The 16,128-nt window shown below is 42.2% G+C and carries 12 protein-coding genes and 2 pseudogenes; 10 read left to right on the forward strand and 4 right to left on the reverse strand.

The genetic code is table 11. The features are described from left to right. Positions 1 to 91: 91 nt before the first annotated feature. Together OCU77_RS00620 and OCU77_RS00625 are read left to right on the forward strand one after the other, a co-directional pair. Positions 92 to 469 carry a hypothetical protein gene (locus tag OCU77_RS00620; protein ID WP_048898803.1) on the forward strand — a complete coding sequence of 126 codons (378 nt, stop codon included), beginning with the start codon at positions 92 to 94 and terminating at the stop codon, positions 467 to 469. 42 nt (positions 470 to 511) lie between these two features. Then, positions 512 to 976 (forward strand): hypothetical protein, encoded by a 465-nt coding sequence (locus OCU77_RS00625; protein WP_048898804.1) that lies wholly within the window; start codon positions 512 to 514, stop codon positions 974 to 976. Between the two features lie 126 nt (positions 977 to 1,102). On the opposite strand, the gene OCU77_RS00630 is transcribed toward OCU77_RS00625, so the two are convergent. Next, positions 1,103 to 3,445 (reverse strand): Tex family protein, encoded by a 2,343-nt coding sequence (locus OCU77_RS00630; RefSeq protein WP_107302819.1) that lies wholly within the window; start codon positions 3,443 to 3,445, stop codon positions 1,103 to 1,105. A gap of 169 nt (positions 3,446 to 3,614) precedes the next feature. Next, positions 3,615 to 3,944 (reverse strand): annotated as a pseudogene (locus OCU77_RS00635) (GreA/GreB family elongation factor); the annotation flags it as partial. Between the two features lie 343 nt (positions 3,945 to 4,287). On the opposite strand from OCU77_RS00635, the gene gmtY reads away from it, so the two are divergent. From gmtY to greB, 4 genes are read left to right on the forward strand one after another with little or no spacing between them, the layout of a single operon-like run. Continuing rightward, on the forward strand, positions 4,288 to 5,586 hold the full coding sequence (gene gmtY, locus OCU77_RS00640; protein ID WP_048898805.1) for a gamma-mobile-trio recombinase GmtY: 1,299 nt from the start codon (positions 4,288 to 4,290) through the stop codon (positions 5,584 to 5,586). Continuing rightward, a complete protein-coding gene (gene gmtZ, locus OCU77_RS00645) occupies positions 5,583 to 9,386 on the forward strand; it encodes a gamma-mobile-trio integrase GmtZ (RefSeq protein ID WP_244915176.1) in 3,804 nt (1,267 codons plus the stop codon). Before gmtY ends, gmtZ begins: the two co-directional genes overlap by 4 nt. Before the next feature lies 1 nt (position 9,387). Beyond that, complete coding sequence (gene gmtX, locus OCU77_RS00650; RefSeq protein ID WP_048898806.1) at positions 9,388 to 10,011, forward strand: gamma-mobile-trio protein GmtX; 624 nt, start codon at positions 9,388 to 9,390, stop codon at positions 10,009 to 10,011. A gap of 22 nt (positions 10,012 to 10,033) precedes the next feature. After that, positions 10,034 to 10,519, forward strand: coding sequence for a transcription elongation factor GreB (greB, locus tag OCU77_RS00655; protein WP_048898807.1), 486 nt, complete (start codon positions 10,034 to 10,036; stop codon positions 10,517 to 10,519). A 363-nt stretch (positions 10,520 to 10,882) separates the two neighbouring features. On the opposite strand, the gene OCU77_RS00660 is transcribed toward greB, so the two are convergent. Further along, complete coding sequence (locus tag OCU77_RS00660) at positions 10,883 to 11,191, reverse strand: helix-turn-helix domain-containing protein (protein ID WP_048898808.1); 309 nt, start codon at positions 11,189 to 11,191, stop codon at positions 10,883 to 10,885. Positions 11,192 to 11,292: 101 nt separating this feature from the next. Between OCU77_RS00660 and OCU77_RS00665 the strand changes: the two genes are divergently transcribed. The 4 genes and pseudogenes from OCU77_RS00665 (at position 11,293) to OCU77_RS00680 (ending at position 15,494) form a co-directional block, all read left to right on the forward strand. Next, on the forward strand, positions 11,293 to 11,868 hold the full coding sequence (locus OCU77_RS00665) for a hypothetical protein (protein WP_048898809.1): 576 nt from the start codon (positions 11,293 to 11,295) through the stop codon (positions 11,866 to 11,868). A 32-nt stretch (positions 11,869 to 11,900) separates the two neighbouring features. Next, positions 11,901 to 13,238 (forward strand): annotated as a pseudogene (locus tag OCU77_RS00670) (DEAD/DEAH box helicase). Between the two features lie 163 nt (positions 13,239 to 13,401). After that, positions 13,402 to 14,478, forward strand: a complete 1,077-nt coding sequence (locus OCU77_RS00675; protein ID WP_048898810.1) for a nucleoid-associated protein — start codon at positions 13,402 to 13,404, stop codon at positions 14,476 to 14,478. Beyond that, positions 14,478 to 15,494, forward strand: coding sequence for a GTP pyrophosphokinase (locus OCU77_RS00680; protein WP_048898811.1), 1,017 nt, complete (start codon positions 14,478 to 14,480; stop codon positions 15,492 to 15,494). The genes OCU77_RS00675 and OCU77_RS00680 overlap by 1 nt, the downstream gene beginning before the upstream one ends. Here the strand turns inward: OCU77_RS00680 and OCU77_RS00685 are convergent. After that, positions 15,491 to 16,009, reverse strand: a complete 519-nt coding sequence (locus tag OCU77_RS00685; protein ID WP_048898812.1) for an SLATT domain-containing protein — start codon at positions 16,007 to 16,009, stop codon at positions 15,491 to 15,493. The genes OCU77_RS00680 and OCU77_RS00685 overlap by 4 nt on opposite strands. Positions 16,010 to 16,128 lie beyond the last annotated feature (119 nt).

Consider the following 16,128-nt stretch of genomic DNA (forward strand, 5'->3'; position numbering starts at 1 on the left):
CCAAGGCGGCATTTAACAAAAAATTAAACTTCTGTTAATTATCGCCGATATTTATATTCGTGGAGTTGCTCTACATTATTGTGAGGCCATAATGACAGTAGGAACTGTGGGGAATAGCCCAACCTATTCTCCGGCAACGTTACAATCTCAGGCTGCGGTCTCAGCGAAAGCTGAAGGAAGGAATCAAGCAGTCAATGGCGATCCAAAAGGAGCGGTTGCCGAGACAACGGTGTCTATTTCAGAAGAAGCGAAACAAAAGTTAGCGGCAGATGCGAAAGAGTCAGCCACAGAGCTCGACCCTCAGAAAGGCGAAAATGAAAAGCCAAGTAAAGGGGAGTCGTTTGCTTACGGTGCGCTGGGAATGGACCATCCTGCAGAAGTGAATAAACAGACCGATGAGTTTTATACTGCCGGTCAGGTACTTTCTGCGGTCGGGACCGTGGCAACAGTATTATTGGCATTAGCGTAAGGGATTGAAAACCTGAGCTGATGCCCAAGGAGTGACATCAGCGTGATAGTTTCACCGGCTAATGTGGGTGCGCCCACAATAGCGCCTTCAGTGAACCCGCCAACCGAGCAGACTGCGCGGGATAATCGCGTTCGTGAAAAAATCATTCCAGCGACAGAAAGTGCACCATCGCCACATGGTAAACCACTGACCAGTGAAGAAAAGCAACTGAAGAAGCCATCCTGGGATCCGAGTGAACATCCGGATTACAGTGAGTTAGCGGAAGATTCTGTTAAACAATATGGTTATCAGGACGATCTTGAACGGTTAGTGACGGCATTATCGGCGGATACCTATTTGCGAGATTCGCAAGACCTTGGGTATTCCATGCATATCAAGCTGCCGCGTGATTTGCTCGATGAATTGGAGAAAATCAGTAAAACTGAAAGAACCAAAGGGGTGGTTGCTCACCATTACGCGCAAGCAACCATTCCTAACCCGCCAACGGATTACCTTGTCGTGCTGTAGATCGATTTGTTGTAGGGCGAGGGTGGATGATTGCACCGTCGTGAGCCAATATACTGTTACCAACAAAAAGCCTTTCTCAGTGAGAAAGGCTTTTTTTCATGTTGCGGTTAGCAGCATAACTGGATGTTATTTTTTCGCTTTGGCAAATGCAGCAGCAAATGCGCCACCCATAGCACCCGTGTTATTGCTGCCTTGGTTGCGCGCAGGGTTGTTGGCGTGTTTGTTTTGGTTACCTGTCACGCGCGCTTGCCCTTGATTTTGCCCTTGAGGCTTACGGGTGGGCTTTTCTTGGCCGGGTTCATCGCTCATACGCATGGTCATCGCAATACGCTTACGCTGTAAATCCACTTCCATGACTTTCACTTTGACCACATCGCCCGCTTTCACCACTTCACGTGGGTCGGCGACGAACTTGTCGGACAGGGCTGAAATATGAACCAGACCGTCTTGGTGCACACCGACATCCACAAATGCGCCAAAGTTGGTGACGTTAGTGATCACGCCTTCGAGTACCATACCTGGGATCAGGTCTTTAACTTCGTTCACACCCTCTGCAAAGGTCGCGGTTTTAAACTCAGGGCGTGGATCGCGGCCGGGTTTATCAAGCTCACTGATGATGTCGGTTACTGTGGGTAAACCGAACTTCTCATCGGTGTAATCTGCCGCTTTAAGGGTGCGTAAGAATTCGCTATTACCAATGATGGCATCCACAGGTTTGCTGTTCGTTGCGGCGATCGCCTTGACCACAGCGTAAGATTCAGGGTGAACCGCTGAGCTATCCAGTGGGTTTTTACCGTTCATAATACGCAGGAAGCCCGCACATTGTTCAAAGGCTTTAGGCCCTAAACGAGCAACTTTCTTCAGTGCGGTGCGGCTTTCAAAGCGGCCATGTTCATCGCGGTAATCCACCACGTTTTGTGCCATGGTTTTGCTCAAGCCTGCCACGCGTGTCAGGAGTGCTGCTGATGCCATGTTGACATCGACACCCACGGCGTTTACACAGTCTTCCACGACAGCATCCAGACGCTTGGCCAGCATGCTTTGGCTGACATCGTGTTGGTATTGGCCAACCCCAATTGCTTTAGGGTCGATTTTTACGAGCTCTGCTAGTGGATCTTGTAGACGACGACCAATGGATACGGCGCCACGAATGGATACATCTAAATCGGGGAATTCGTTGGCTGCCAGCTCGGAAGCTGAATACACAGAAGCACCAGCTTCACTGACCATCACGCTTTGTACTTTGAGGTTGTTGTCTTTTAGTAGTTTCGCGACAAAGGCATCTGTTTCACGTGAAGCAGTACCGTTACCAATCGCGATTAAATCAACTTGATGCTTGGTGATTAAGCCTAATACCGTGGCTTCAGATTGTGCGACTTGGCGTTGTGGTTGGTGAGGGTAAATCGTGGCGATATCAAGCAGCTTGCCAGTCGCATCAATGACCGCGACTTTACAACCTGTACGTAAACCTGGGTCTAACGCTAAGGTCGTACGTGGGCCAGCAGGTGCCGCCATCAACAAATCATTCAGGTTGTCGGCGAAGACTTGCATTGCACCATCTTCAGCTTTTTCACGCAGGGCGCTCATCAACTCGGTTTCCATGTGCATCAAAATTTTGATGCGCCATGCCCAGCTGATCACCTGTTTACGCCAAGTGTCCGCGGGTTGGTTACCAAGTGTGACGCCATAGTGGTCAGCAATAATGACTTCGCAATATGAACCACGAACGCCTTCATCTTGGCTTGGGTCTGCATTCAATGACAGCTGCAAGAAGCCTTCGTTACGGCCACGGAACATGGCAAGGGCGCGGTGCGATGGCACGTTTTTGAGTAATTCGTTATGTTCAAAGTAATCTTTGAACTTCGCCCCTTCGTGTTCTTTGCCGTCAACCACACGAGCGGTGAGCTCTGCTTGGTTTTGCAGGTGACGACGTACTTTATCTAGTAGCGCAGCATCTTCAGCAAAGCGCTCCATCAAAATAGCGCGCGCGCCATCAAGGGCTGCTTTGGTGTCTGCGATACCTTTGTCAGCACTCAGGTAGTGTGCTGCTGTAGCCTCTGGTTCGCTCTGTGGTTGCTGCCATAGTGTATCAGCCAGAGGTTCAAGCCCTGCTTCAATCGCAATCTGGCCTTTCGTGCGGCGTTTTTGTTTGTAAGGCAGGTACAGATCTTCAAGGCGAGTTTTGCTATCAGCCGATAAGATTGCCGCTTCCAGTTGCGCGGTGAGTTTTCCTTGCTCAGTGATGGATTTTAGAATCACTTGGCGGCGATCATCGAGTTCACGTAAGTAGCCAAGGCGTGATTCGAGGTTACGGAGCTGGGTATCATCCAGTCCGTTGGTGACTTCCTTGCGGTAGCGGGCAATAAAGGGAACCGTATTACCGTCATCTAACAGAGTGACTGCGGCAGTGACTTGCTCGACACGAACATTGAGTTCATTGGCAATCATCTGGTTGATAGCGTTGTTCATCCGTTGTATCTCTTGGTTATTATCGTTAACTGATGTCATTCTACGGAGGAATCCGAAGCTGACAAGCAGGCTAATGTTAAGACTGTGTCAGTGCGTTTAAACACGATGAGTGGGGCTGAGTTCAATACGCAGGCTTGCAGCGTGGTTGCACAGCAAAGGCTGCCCCGTGTTAGTTATAACGAATGCTATTTACAAACCACAGCTTTCGTCCTTGTGGCGTAACCACCTCAAATTCTTCATCGACTTCCTTTTTCAGCATGGCGCGGGCCATTGGTGAATCGATAGAAATATAGTCATTACGGCCATAAATTTCATCCGGGCCGACAATCCGAAAAGCTTTACTGTCACCGGCTTCATTTTCTATTTCAACAAAGGCACCAAAGAAGACTTTACCGTCTTGTTGGGGGGAGTAGTCGATGACTTTGACCACTTCAAGCCGTTTACGTAGGTAGCGAACACGACGGTCTATTTCACGCAGGCGTTTTTTATTGTATTGGTATTAGTTCTACTCTATAGAACATACTATTTCTAAGTAAACAATCTTCAACCTCCCAGATTGGACTAGATCACTTTCATATTTGGAAAAATAAGATCTATGAACTATATACTAATTAGTATGCTAAGAAATGCTTAACGTCTTATCTTTTTTAGGCACATATTCGGAATAAGTAATGGGAGTAAGGTGTGTCAAAATTCTATAGTTATGAACAAGCACGTGAGGCTACCCAGAAGCCAAAGACTAAATCAGCAGAGGAGTACAAGAATTTCCCCAGAAAACAATCAAAAAGTGACAGTACTCCTTCCTCCCCCCCCCCCAAATATTCGGATAAAGATCGCTAAGAGTGGGTTATGTACTTAAAAGAAGGGCATCCTATAAAGGTAGTATTGCAACTTCATCACATACCTTTCCGATTCTTCTCACAGAGAATGGCTTGTTACTTTCTCATTTAAGATACTTATATACCAATCGAGGTAAGTCTCAATCTTGGATAGAGAGAAACACATTTGCTGTGGAGCAACTTTTAAAGTTTATTGACCATCAAGTCTCTAGCTTCTCTTCCGCAACAGAGTTACTCAGAGCATTTGTAGAGGCTTTGCAATTTGGCACTGTCCAAGAAGGGGATGATAGTTCAGGATTATTCTGGTCTCCAAGAAGAAATGAGGACGTAAATGTTCTACTTCAGCATATTACGGATTATTGCGACTACCTCGACACTATTCATGGCACTGACTTGCCGAAGCTAAATCCTTTGAGAAAAGCAAGTTACACAGAAGAGCGAATGCAGTGGTGTGCTTACTACAGGAGGCATAGTCGTAGCTTTCTTAATCACTTAGCTAAAACAACTGCACAACAATTTTCACTTGCTAGAAAAATTCGCGGACCTGAGAGGCATTTTATTGATGTTGAAGAGGTATATCGTTTTTCTGAAGCTCGAATTGAAGACCTATTTAAATATGGTTTTGTTTCTGCTTCAGGAGAGCCAGATTATGGTAGTCAATTAATTTTGATGTTAATGCACTTCGGTGGGTTGCGACTGTCAGAGTGTTTCCATATATACACAGATGATATATCAATAGATCCTAAATCAGGTTCTGCTCTTATATCGGTTTACCATCCTAGTGACGGAAAGTCTCCTGACAAGCGGTTCAGTAATCGAAGAGAATATTTGGCTCATGTATACCGACTAAATCCACGGAATGAGTATTCGAGAAGTCATAGGCTTTACAGCGGCTGGAAAGGATCTTTGCTTACAAATCGCAATCTGTCTTTTGATGTAATGTTTTATCCAGCAAGTAAAGCCGTTGAGTTTACTCTGTTATTGCAAAAATACCTTTCGACTAAACCTGCTTCAGAATCTCCTTTCCTATTTGTTAACTCAAAAGGCAACCCAGAGAGTAAAAAAAATTTCAATCGAAAGCACAGCAGAGCAGTTCAACGAATTGGACTTGAACCTTCCAAATTGTTGGGGACTACTCCACATTCACATCGTCACTCCTATGGTTATAGGTTAAGTAAAAATGGCTTTTCTCAGTTAGAAATTCAGAAAGCAATGCATCATAAGAGCCCCGATAGTTGTTTGGTTTATCTTCAAGCCATGTCTAATGAAGTCAGAGATTTGATGAGAGGTTGCAAGCTTTGAAAAGGAACATTTACCCAAACATTGAAGATGCAAAAAAATCTGCTCGAAGGTTAAAAATAAAAAGTAGTCTCGACTATTTCAGAAGCTATAAGAAAGACCCAAAGCTTCCGAGCTCTCCTAGAAAATTTTATAAGAACGATTGGAATGGGTGGCGAGACTTTCTAAGCCAAGAGCCTCAACTATTTTATGATTACATATCAGCCCAAAAAGCGATCAAAAATTTGGGTATAGAAAACAGTACAGTTTATCGAACAAAATATAAACTAGACAAAAAGTTACCGTCGAACCCTCAGTTAATTTACAAGACGGTGTGGACAAATTGGCCTGACTTTTTTGGTAAAAGAAAGGCAAGAGTCTATGACTCTTACAGAGAGGCGGCAAAGTCAGCTGCAAAACTAGGCGCGTGTAGTAGAGATGTTTATTACAAAATTTACACTAAAGACCCTCTATTACCCAAACATCCAAATGTAAGGTATCGCGCAAATTGGAAGGGTTGGACAGCTTACTTGGGGAAAACGAAAAAATCATTCTATGAGAATTATGATGAAGCTAGTGAAGCGGCCAGAAAACTAGGTATCAAATCATGGGATGAATATCGAAAACGTTATAGTGAAGATTTACGATTATGTTCTGCACCAGATTTTTATTACAAAGACTCTTGGAAAGGAATGTCAGATTTCCTCGGCCATTCTAGGAAAAAATTTTACGAAACATATACTGAAGCAAGTCAAGCTTCATGTAGGCTTAAAATTACAAAAAGCGAGGAATATTCAAAACGATATAAAGAAGATCCAAAGCTACCATCTGAACCTCAAAACTATTACAGACATGACTGGGTTGACTGGCAAAATTTCCTTCAAGCAGAAAAAATGTCTCCGTTTTATAAAAACTATGATTTAGCAAGGAAGTCAGCACACAACCTCAACATCAAAAGCAGCCTAGACTATAAGAAGAGATATAAGTCTGACCCCTTGCTTCCATCGTCACCAGAAATAATGTATTCCAAACATTGGAGTGGCTGGAAAGATTTTTTGTTGCCAGAAAAGATCAATGAAATAGGAACCTTTAAAAGAGCTTGTATCGTTCTAGGAATAAGAAACTCGCAACACTATAGAGAAGTTAGGAGGACCAACCCTATCCTTCCAGCGAAGCCAGAGAAGATGGATGGTTGGACAACTTGGTACGATGCTTTAAATATCCCGAAGCTATATAGCTATGATGAGTTGCGAAAGCTAGTTCGTTCGAATGGCATAAAGACATTAAAGCAATACACTCAATATAGAATTGAATCACATGATCCCCGCCTAGCGGTAAAACCAGAGGGTTACTACAAAAATAAAGGGTGGACAAATGCTTATGACTTTTTTGGGGCTTGTAGACCATACCAAGTAAAGTATTTCACTCAAGAATGGATTCTATGGGCAGACAAGATCGAAGAGTTTCTCAAGTCTGCGCGTGGTGGAGATACCAAAGCGAAAGATCTATGTGAATTTGTTCGTGAATACATTGAACCGAATGACTTCGAAGAATGCCCCTTAGAGTTCCTCACGCGCGGCTCGACTAACATTCAACCAATGCTCCATCTATTTGAACAAGTACCGGTGACACGTAAAAAAAAGTGGATCTTCTCTATCAATGAATTCTTAGATTGGATTATCTCGAACTATCTGATTTTGGAAGACACCGAGACCGGAGAAGTTACTCATATTAAGGGAGCCAAAAACCCTTTTAGCCACGTTAACTTTAGTGGAGAAGTTGCACCGCAAGTCATTAATGAAACGGACAAGATGGCGCTGCCTTATCAATATGTAAAACAAGGGCGCGAGTGGATGTTTCCCTCAGATTCAATAGAAAAAAAACTAAGCTATCGGGACTTGGCCCATTTACATCATTTTTCATCAGATTGGGTGAAGATAAATGACAACTCTCTCCTAGATAAAAATGATCCTGACTGCGTATTCAAAGTTGAAAATGGAAAAACCTTTCTATGGTTTCCAACATACTGGACCTATACGTATTCATTGATGCAACTCCCTGCAAGAGGAATGCAAATCGTCTACTGTGACTCTGGAGAGGCCGACAAAGAGCTTGCCGATTTTAAGAACGGTAAAGTCATTTGGAATAAAAATAGGACTATGTTGGCAGGCTTAACCAACCAACAGGGCATGGTGAGTAAGTCCGGCCAAGGAGAGTTCGGTGTCCACTACACGTCGAACAAAACCAAGTTTGATGGTTCGGGCTACACGATTCCCTTCATGCCCATAGAGTTGGCATATTGGTTGGTAAAGCTGAGAAAGTGGCAACAGAAATATAATCCACTTAAGGAGCCAACGAAATGGCTTGATTGTGAGCGTACTAATCTAAATGAAGTACAGCGTAAGCAAAAAGGGTCGAATTGCTTTTTATTCCGAGACTATCTAGAAAAAGAGCCAGGCACATTTGGTGGCAGACTAACGACACGGCTTGCATCTGCACTATATTTCTCTGGCAAGAATGATATTAAAATGGCTACTTACCAAGGACTGAAATACAATCAATCGATTAAAGAGTTGGAAAAGACTCAAACGATACCGCTTTCACACTTCAAATCCCCCTACACTCCGCACTCAATGCGCGTCAGTTTGATCAACGCATACGCGTATGAACTCGGTATTCCTTTAGAAGTCATAATGAAGCTAGTTGGTCACTCAAGTATCATTATGTCTATCTACTATCTCAAGAGCGATAAAACTGGTGCCAACTTACGAGAGAAAATGGAGTTGGGAGAAAAGGAAGCTTTGAGCAAAGCAACACAAACGCTCAGGTCGTTTGTGGAACAACAGAGAATTGAAGAAGTGAAATCACAGTTGGTAGGTTCATCTGTGGATCTACTAAGTTCACTCGACAATGCTCGCCCGGCCTCCAGCTACCAATGGAAAGACTTTGGTATCTGCCCTGTTGGAGGTGCTTTTTGTTCAGAAGGGGGCTGTCCAGTCGCCACAAAAGCCAACATATATCACCCTGTACCTGCAGGTTATTTAGGTGAGCAGAACTGTTTTCAGTGTCGATTCTTTATTACCGGCCCTGCTTTTTTGGTTGGACTTGCCGCCATGTTCAATGAGATAAGCCTAGCCGTAAACACGCAATCTATACGTTACACCTCGCTTGGGCAAAAGCTTGATGATATTGCAGAGAAGATAGATGTCATTGATCACCAACTTTATAAAATTAAAGCGGATAGCTCAGAGAAATCCACTTTGGAGTCTGATAGGCGTAAGCTGGTTGGAGAGCGTATACACTTGAACTCGGAAATTGAAACACGAGCGAAGAAACTAGATTTGTACCTCTCAGACATGAACGTGATTCACCGACATATTCATAATTGTCAAATTCTTATGCGTAACCCTAAAGAAAATACGGAGAATCACTATCAGCTTATTGTTCCGCATGAATTCACATTAGGGGTGGATCTAGATGAGGTAAGCAATTTTCATCAACTATCAGAAGTGTGTTCGAACGCAGAACTGTACCATAGCTGTAGCGACGATTTAGCGGTAACAAGACGCTCCCAAATGCTCGACAAAATGATGGTCGAGAACGGTATCCAGCCGCAACTTTTCTTACTGTCAGAAGAAGAACAGCTTTTGGTGGGGAATCAGCTAATAGAGCTAATGCTGACAAGGTTGAAAGGCTGGGAGAATGTTGACCGTCTCATCGATGGGAGTTTGACTCTAAAGGACTTATCGATAGACAACCAGTTCGACGAAAAGATGATTCGTGAATTGTTTGAAAAGTCGCAACCACTAAAAAGGATCGGTTAGCATGTCAGAAATTACTCCTGAGCAAGTACTAAGTCAGCTAAAAAAGAAAGCGTCATCTCGGGTACAGAACTCGTTAGAGGCCGTGTTCACGATATGCAAGGAACAACAAAAGCGTGGATTGAGCGACTTTAGTTATTCCACGATAGCTCGTCTTGGAAAAGGGCGAGGAGTTCCAGCTGCACAAAGCATCCGAAACAAAACCGGTGAATCGTACCGGACCTTAATTGCTTGCTTCAGCTCCTCAACAAAAGACCAACTAAGGCCGGCGCGAAACACCTCAAAAGGTAAGATGCACGCTTGGATAGATGAACTCGAAGATCCAGTAGTTAAGCTTCAAGCCAACATTCTCTATGCTCAAAAAAAGGAAGCGGAACGACTACTAAATGAAGTGGTACCTATTAATCAGGTCATTGAAGTGTTCGATAACGTTGATATATCTGCTGCGTCGATCAAGCTCACTGATCTGGAACGAAGCGCATTGGAGTACCTCATTTCTAGTGAGTTTTTGCGCAGACATCAATTGGAGCTTGGAAAAAATGGCAGTATAGTCTCGAGTGATACTCAAAAGTCTTTTTTTCATGTCGCGACTATAGACGCGATTAAAAAAGCACTACAGAATCTATAATAAAATCAGGAAGTATTTAAGCGTGAAAACTAAGCTGATTACTCGAGAAGGCTATAACAAGCTCAAAGAAGAACATGACTATTTGTGGAAGGAAAAGCGGCCTGAAATCACAAAGATAGTCACGTGGGCAGCAAGTCTTGGCGACCGTTCTGAAAATGCTGATTACACCTTTAATAAACGTATCCTGCGACAAATAGATCGAAGAGTTCGCTTCTTACGAAAGTTTCTGCCTGATGTAACCGTTGTTGATTACTCACCTCAGCAAGAGGGTAAGGTGTTTTTTGGTGCTTGGGTCGAAATTGAAAACGAAGCTGGAGACATTAAAAAGTTTCGTATTGTTGGCCCAGAAGAGATTTATGGTGATGATGCGAAGGATTACATCTCTATAGATTCACCTATGGCTAGAGCCTTGCTAAAAAAAGAGGTTGATGACGACTTCGTGGTGAAAACACCTGAAGGTGACAAGGAGTGGTTCATTAATTCCATTGAGTATGAAAAGGGCAACTAAAGAGCGCCCTTTATCTGTTCTTCCACGGTGTTTACTTTGCTTTATCACAGTCCTTTAATATTTTGTGTATAGTCGTCAAAATTGGACCGAGCACGGTTATTAGTCCAATGGCTACGGTTTCTTTACCTGTTAAGGCTAGATGGAGTGCAAAGGTAAGGGTTAGAAGTACAATGATGACTGTTATATGGCGAAGAAAATTTGTCATAGCTATAGCTCCTATGACCACATTTGTTAGATGTAGTCGGTAGTCACTAAGCGCATAAATCTGATCTAAATGCCTTCAATAATTGCTATTACGTGAGATTAATAAGTTTTATTTTTCAGCCTCTAAACTAACGCATTGGTTAATCTGTAGTCAATGCTTTAGGTGCGTTTTGTGAGCTGATTGATGAGTGTTTTCTTATCCACATCACTCATGTTCGAAATCAAACAAGTCAATTCCGCGGTTAATTCGTCTTCACAGAAGAAGTAGTTTAAAGGTACGCCTAGTTCATCAGCCATTCTCTGGAGAGTGCTGATGTCCGGCGTATGCCTTCCCTTCTCATAGTGGTTCATGCGGCCACTTGCCGAGCTTGGTTCCATACCGATACGAACACCCAGATCCTTTTGAGTGATACCTGCTTTTTTGCGCGCCTCTTTAAGGCGTGCTGGGATCGGGTTTTCTCTTGCCACTGAGGTTTCATTTAGTAGGTCCTGAATAGCTTAGATTGTCTAAGTTTTACTGATTTCTGTATACTTAGCAATCCTAAGTTTTATGGTTTAAGGAGTCTAAAGTGTCTAAAGCAGTGGCATTGAATGAACATATTTACAACTTGCTGATCGTAAAGGATTTGGATCATTTTACTGTTACGGAGCTCAGGGATGCTTTGGTTAAGTCTACAGATCAGTTTGACGATGAGAATGAAGCGAGAAAGTTTATCTATCGCCAGATCTCACGTTTGTTCGATAAAGGATTGCTAGAAAAACAGCCTGGCAGTAGGTGGAAAAGTACTGTTTATTTCAAGTCGACATTCTTCAATCAAAACCGGTTTGTTGGCAAAAGCCGTAGACGTCTGGTTGCTAAACAGAAGGAGAGTAAGCCGGGACCTAATGGTCAATCTGAAAATAGTAGAGGTTTCCTTGAAGCCATTCGTAAAGAAAAATCTGAGTTAGAGGCATTACAAGAAATTGCGTTACGTGAGATGGATAAGTATCAAGAGGTGCTTAGTCGCTTTCCAGATGAATCCAGTTATGTTCGGACATTCTTTTTACAGGCAAGAGAGCGAGCAAAGAACATGCAGGGAGATTTGGAGGCCCTTACGAAGCTCTTAATGAATTATCCTCAGTCGTCGGAGAAAGTCCCATGTTGAGGCTTTGGCAAAGTCATTGCGTGTAAGTAGCTCTGACAAAGTACAGCTCTGAACAACGGCATTTCATGTGCTTAGCAACACCTGGAGCAGGAAAGACAGTGATGGCGGCTGAAGTGGCCAAGCGCCTTTTTGACAACCAAAAGGTGGATTTAGTTATCTGCTTTTCCCCATCAAATGCTGTTGCCGCAGGCATCCAGAGTACCTTTTCGTGGAAGTTGGGTTGTTCCTTTAATGGTGGAATTGGTGCTGTCGGAGGCTCTTATACCTACCAAAATATGCTCTATTTAAAGGACTGTTTTTGGGATTTGTTTAAACGCTATAGTGTCCTAGTAGTGTTTGATGAAATTAATCATTGCGCTGGTTCTTCTGTGGAAGAGGCCAATGCTTGGGGGGCTCAAATACTTACGAAGGTACAGGATAATGCAGCTTACACTCTGGCCTTAACAGGTACGCCGTGGCGCTCTGATAAAGCTTCAATTGTTCTTGCAAACTATGCTGATGAGAATGGTGAAGTCCTTTGTGATTATGTATATGGCCTTGGTGAAGCAGTTCGGGATAAGGTATGTTGATTACCGAAAATCACGTTGGTAGATAGCGATAAGCTTACGTTATTTGAAAGCGGTGAAAACAAAAGATTTTCATCTTTTTCTGAGCTGATGAGAGATGGCTCTACGTCTTATCTTTCAGTCATCTCCAACTATGATGCGATGAAATATGTGCTTAGTTTGGGGTGTCTCAAGTTGGCTCAAATCCGCTGGAGTAACCCTGAAGCCGGTGGTTTGATTGTTGCGGCATCTGTTGAGCATGCGCGAAAGATACAACAGATTCTGATTAATGATTTCGGACAAACAACAGTGATCGTGACATACCGTGATGATGAGCCACTTAAGAAAATTGAACAATATCGACATAGCTCAACGCAATGGATTGTTAGTGTTGGAATGGTCAGTGAAGGGACGGATATTCCTCGGCTTCAAGTGTGTTTTCATCTTAGCTCAATAAAAACGGAACTTTACTTCAGACAAGTTTTGGGGCGAATTCTGAGAATCACAAATTCTCTGAATCAAGAAGCATGGCTTTACACTATAGCTGAGGAGCGACTCGCAAAGTTCGCTGAAAGGGTTGGAGACGAAGGGTACGGTTTGATATGTGAATCAGAGGAGCCTGAAGTTTGCTTTAATATGGATAGCGTCCTGCTTTATGATTGTCCAAAAACAGGAAATAGAGGTGATGTCGTTGTGTCAGGAACACAATGGAGCCTCTGTATTGAAGGGGGCACAAATGAAGTTGATAGTGTTTCTTTTCAACTCAAATTAGAGCGGTTTAGAAATCGGTTAGTTGAGGCTTTTGGCGAGGGAAATGAGATTTAAAAAAACTATCGCTCTTTACCACTATTGATTAGGAGCGTGTTGATTTGTTGTGCTTTAACTTTAAAGCGTTAATAAACAATAGGAATTGACAAGCTACGTCATATTTTTTTATGGGGGATTATGGTAGCTTTGCGCTCAATAATTCGTATGTTAGGACGATGGAATGGCTTTCATTTTTGATAATATATCTTTCAATCACATAATTACTCATAATGTCTACCCTCCAAGTGACGATGGTATTGTTCCTCCATTTATCAGTAAAAAGCTAATTACTCTTGGTGCTGAGGCTAAGGGTAAATTGATTGAGCGTATTAGTAAGGTTCTAGGACACGAATCAAAAAGCTTAGAGATGGAGATTGTCCAAACGGGGGCAACAAGTTGCTTTCATTTCTCTTCAGTATTGGTAGGTGCGGGTGAGAAGGATTTTATTGAAAAATCTGCAGAGATAGCAGATCTTCATACCCAAGCTCATACAAGTAAGTCCTGGCCAGGCGGATCTCTTGTAATCATCTCCGGAACAGTCGGAGCCTCAAATCGGCGCTGTGTTTTTATAATTAAAGCTGAGCCTCAATCAGGCTTTAAGGAAGAAACCGTTACTACAGAGCAGATTATCCTAGAGTACATCGATAACCTGATTCTGACACCACAGTCGAAGTTATATAAAGTTGGCGCATTTATTGAAGTTGACGATAAATCAGTTAAATCAAATGCAAGAGAGGCATCTGATTTTTCGGCTTTCATTTTTGATAGTAACATCAAAGCTCAAGATGATAGTAAAGCGGCACAATACTTTTACAGTAACTTTCTTGGTTTAAAGATTCCTGAAAATTCTCAACAAAAAACAAGAGACTTCCATAATCTTACAAAAGATTTTATAAACTCAGTAGATATTCCAGCTGAAGATAAATTGGATTTACAGCAAGCGTTGTATACTTATCTAAAAATGGACCAGAGCAATACCATACAGCTAAGTGATTTTGCTGACAAATACATGTCAGATTCTGATGAGTTGAAAGATGATTATTTGGATTATATGGAAGGAAAGAACTTCCCTACCACTGTAATTGTTAAAGACCTAAAGCTAATTAAAGGGCAGTTAAGGCAAAGGAAAGTTAACTTTTCTAGCAATGTCAAAATCATAGCTCCTGCAGAGTCCTTCAGTGAGTTAGTTGAAGTGTTATCTGTTAGTGATGAATCAACTACTATTAAAGTTAAAGGTCATTTAGAGAATCAAGAGTAATGGATCAGCAAGAGTTTAGGGAACTTTATGTGCAAGAAATGCCTATGTATGAAGCATGGGCTGATTTTGTATGTAATGAAATTGACCTTGCTATTCGCTCTTCATGTCATTCAGATAAAGAGTACTCAGAGTGGGTGAAAATTCCACCCACTAAAAGGGTTAAGACACCTGACTCATTGATATCAAAGGTTTTTGTAAGGCATCGTGAATACTATCAAGATAGAGATGCATATAAGGAGATTACTGATAAAGCTGGCGTTAGGTTCGTAGTCTTACTTACATCTCAACTTAGTTGTATATCCAATTTAATAGAAGAGTCACCGCACTGGATTTCAGAAAAATCAAGAGAGTTTGATGATTGGAAAGAGGCGGATCCTCGGCTATTTGATTATCAATCTGTACACTATATTGTCACTTGTAACCAAAAACTTGAACATAATGGTGTTCTTATTAATGAGGGAACCACCTGTGAAGTTCAGGTAAGAACATTGCTTCAACATGCATACGCAGAGCTTGCTCATGACACAATATACAAGGGGAGCGTGAAAGCTGAGCCAGAGGTTGTAAGATCATTCGCAAAAGGGATGGCTCTTATGGAAACCACCGATGGCTTACTATGTGAAGCAAAGAGTACTTTAGATAAAGCTAGCAGGCACATTAATGATTGGAAAGCAGTCTTGAAGGAAGAGTGTGAAAAATGGCTTTCTGGTTTAGATATAGTTTTCGATGATGCCAATAATGATTATATTATTGACATTTTAAAAGATCTTTTAGCTAAGTATTCGACTGAAGAGTTCTCTGAGTTTTTGCAAGAGTGTAGCTATATACCTCAAAAGATTGAGGAAAGAATAAATCTTGGTAAGTATATGGAATTTAAGCAAAGCTATATACTTTTGGTTTATTTTCTATCTAGAAAACAATCTCGAAGGTTTCATCGTAGTTGGCCATTTGAGCTTGGTATACTCGAAGGAGTATACAGCGATCTTGGAATGTCTCCCAAATGGCCTACCACTTAGTTTTGTTCTTTTGCTGGAATATGAAAAATTCTTTTGTGCTCAGTGCTTTTTAAGCGCTTAATTGTTTTTTTTGAAACAAATCCAGGTGGCACTGGCGAATTGCTCGCAAGAGAATCAAACTCAGTTTGGACTAACCCCATCTCTTCATCAAACTTATCTTTATATGACTCTTGAGATGTCTTCATTCGCTCTAGCTTGCGCCTTATTGAAGCATATGAAGCACCAGTAGCACGGTGTTTCTCTGCCTTTAGTGAGCAACCAAGAAAGGTGTTAAGTGCTATCAATGCTGCTGATAACATACTAATGCATCCAAGCACTAGCTTCATTGATCCACCGGCTTCTGATTCCATAACTGCATAGATGGTAGTACCAACGACTGCAGACAGAATCGTTGCTGGAATCCCTAGTGAGTAATGGATTCGTTTAAAAAACTTTTCACTTTCATAGTGAATTTCTTGGCTTTCCCGAGCCCTTCTGAACCAGTCTTTCAAAAGAGTCAATTGTCCTTCATTCATCTTTTTGTGATCACTTTAGTCATGATAATCGAGCCGATAGTATACTTTAATGTGATAGATACTATATGTAATTAATTGATTATTTTTGATTTAATTGACAATGGTATACTCAAAGTGAT

The sequence above is a fragment of the Photobacterium swingsii genome (assembly GCF_024346715.1).
GTDB lineage: Bacteria > Pseudomonadota > Gammaproteobacteria > Enterobacterales > Vibrionaceae > Photobacterium > Photobacterium swingsii.

What these genes read in the sequence shown, in the direction of transcription:
- OCU77_RS00620 (WP_048898803.1), top strand. Translation starts at nt 92, where the DNA reads ATGACAGTAGGAACTGTGGGGAATAGCCCAACCTATTCTCCGGCAACG.
- OCU77_RS00680 (WP_048898811.1), top strand. Translation starts at nt 14,478, where the DNA reads ATGGATCAGCAAGAGTTTAGGGAACTTTATGTGCAAGAAATGCCTATG.
- OCU77_RS00675 (WP_048898810.1), top strand. Translation starts at nt 13,402, where the DNA reads ATGGCTTTCATTTTTGATAATATATCTTTCAATCACATAATTACTCAT.
- OCU77_RS00685 (WP_048898812.1), bottom strand. Translation starts at nt 16,009, where the DNA reads ATGAATGAAGGACAATTGACTCTTTTGAAAGACTGGTTCAGAAGGGCT.
- OCU77_RS00630 (WP_107302819.1), bottom strand. Translation starts at nt 3,445, where the DNA reads ATGAACAACGCTATCAACCAGATGATTGCCAATGAACTCAATGTTCGT.
- gmtX (WP_048898806.1), top strand. Translation starts at nt 9,388, where the DNA reads ATGTCAGAAATTACTCCTGAGCAAGTACTAAGTCAGCTAAAAAAGAAA.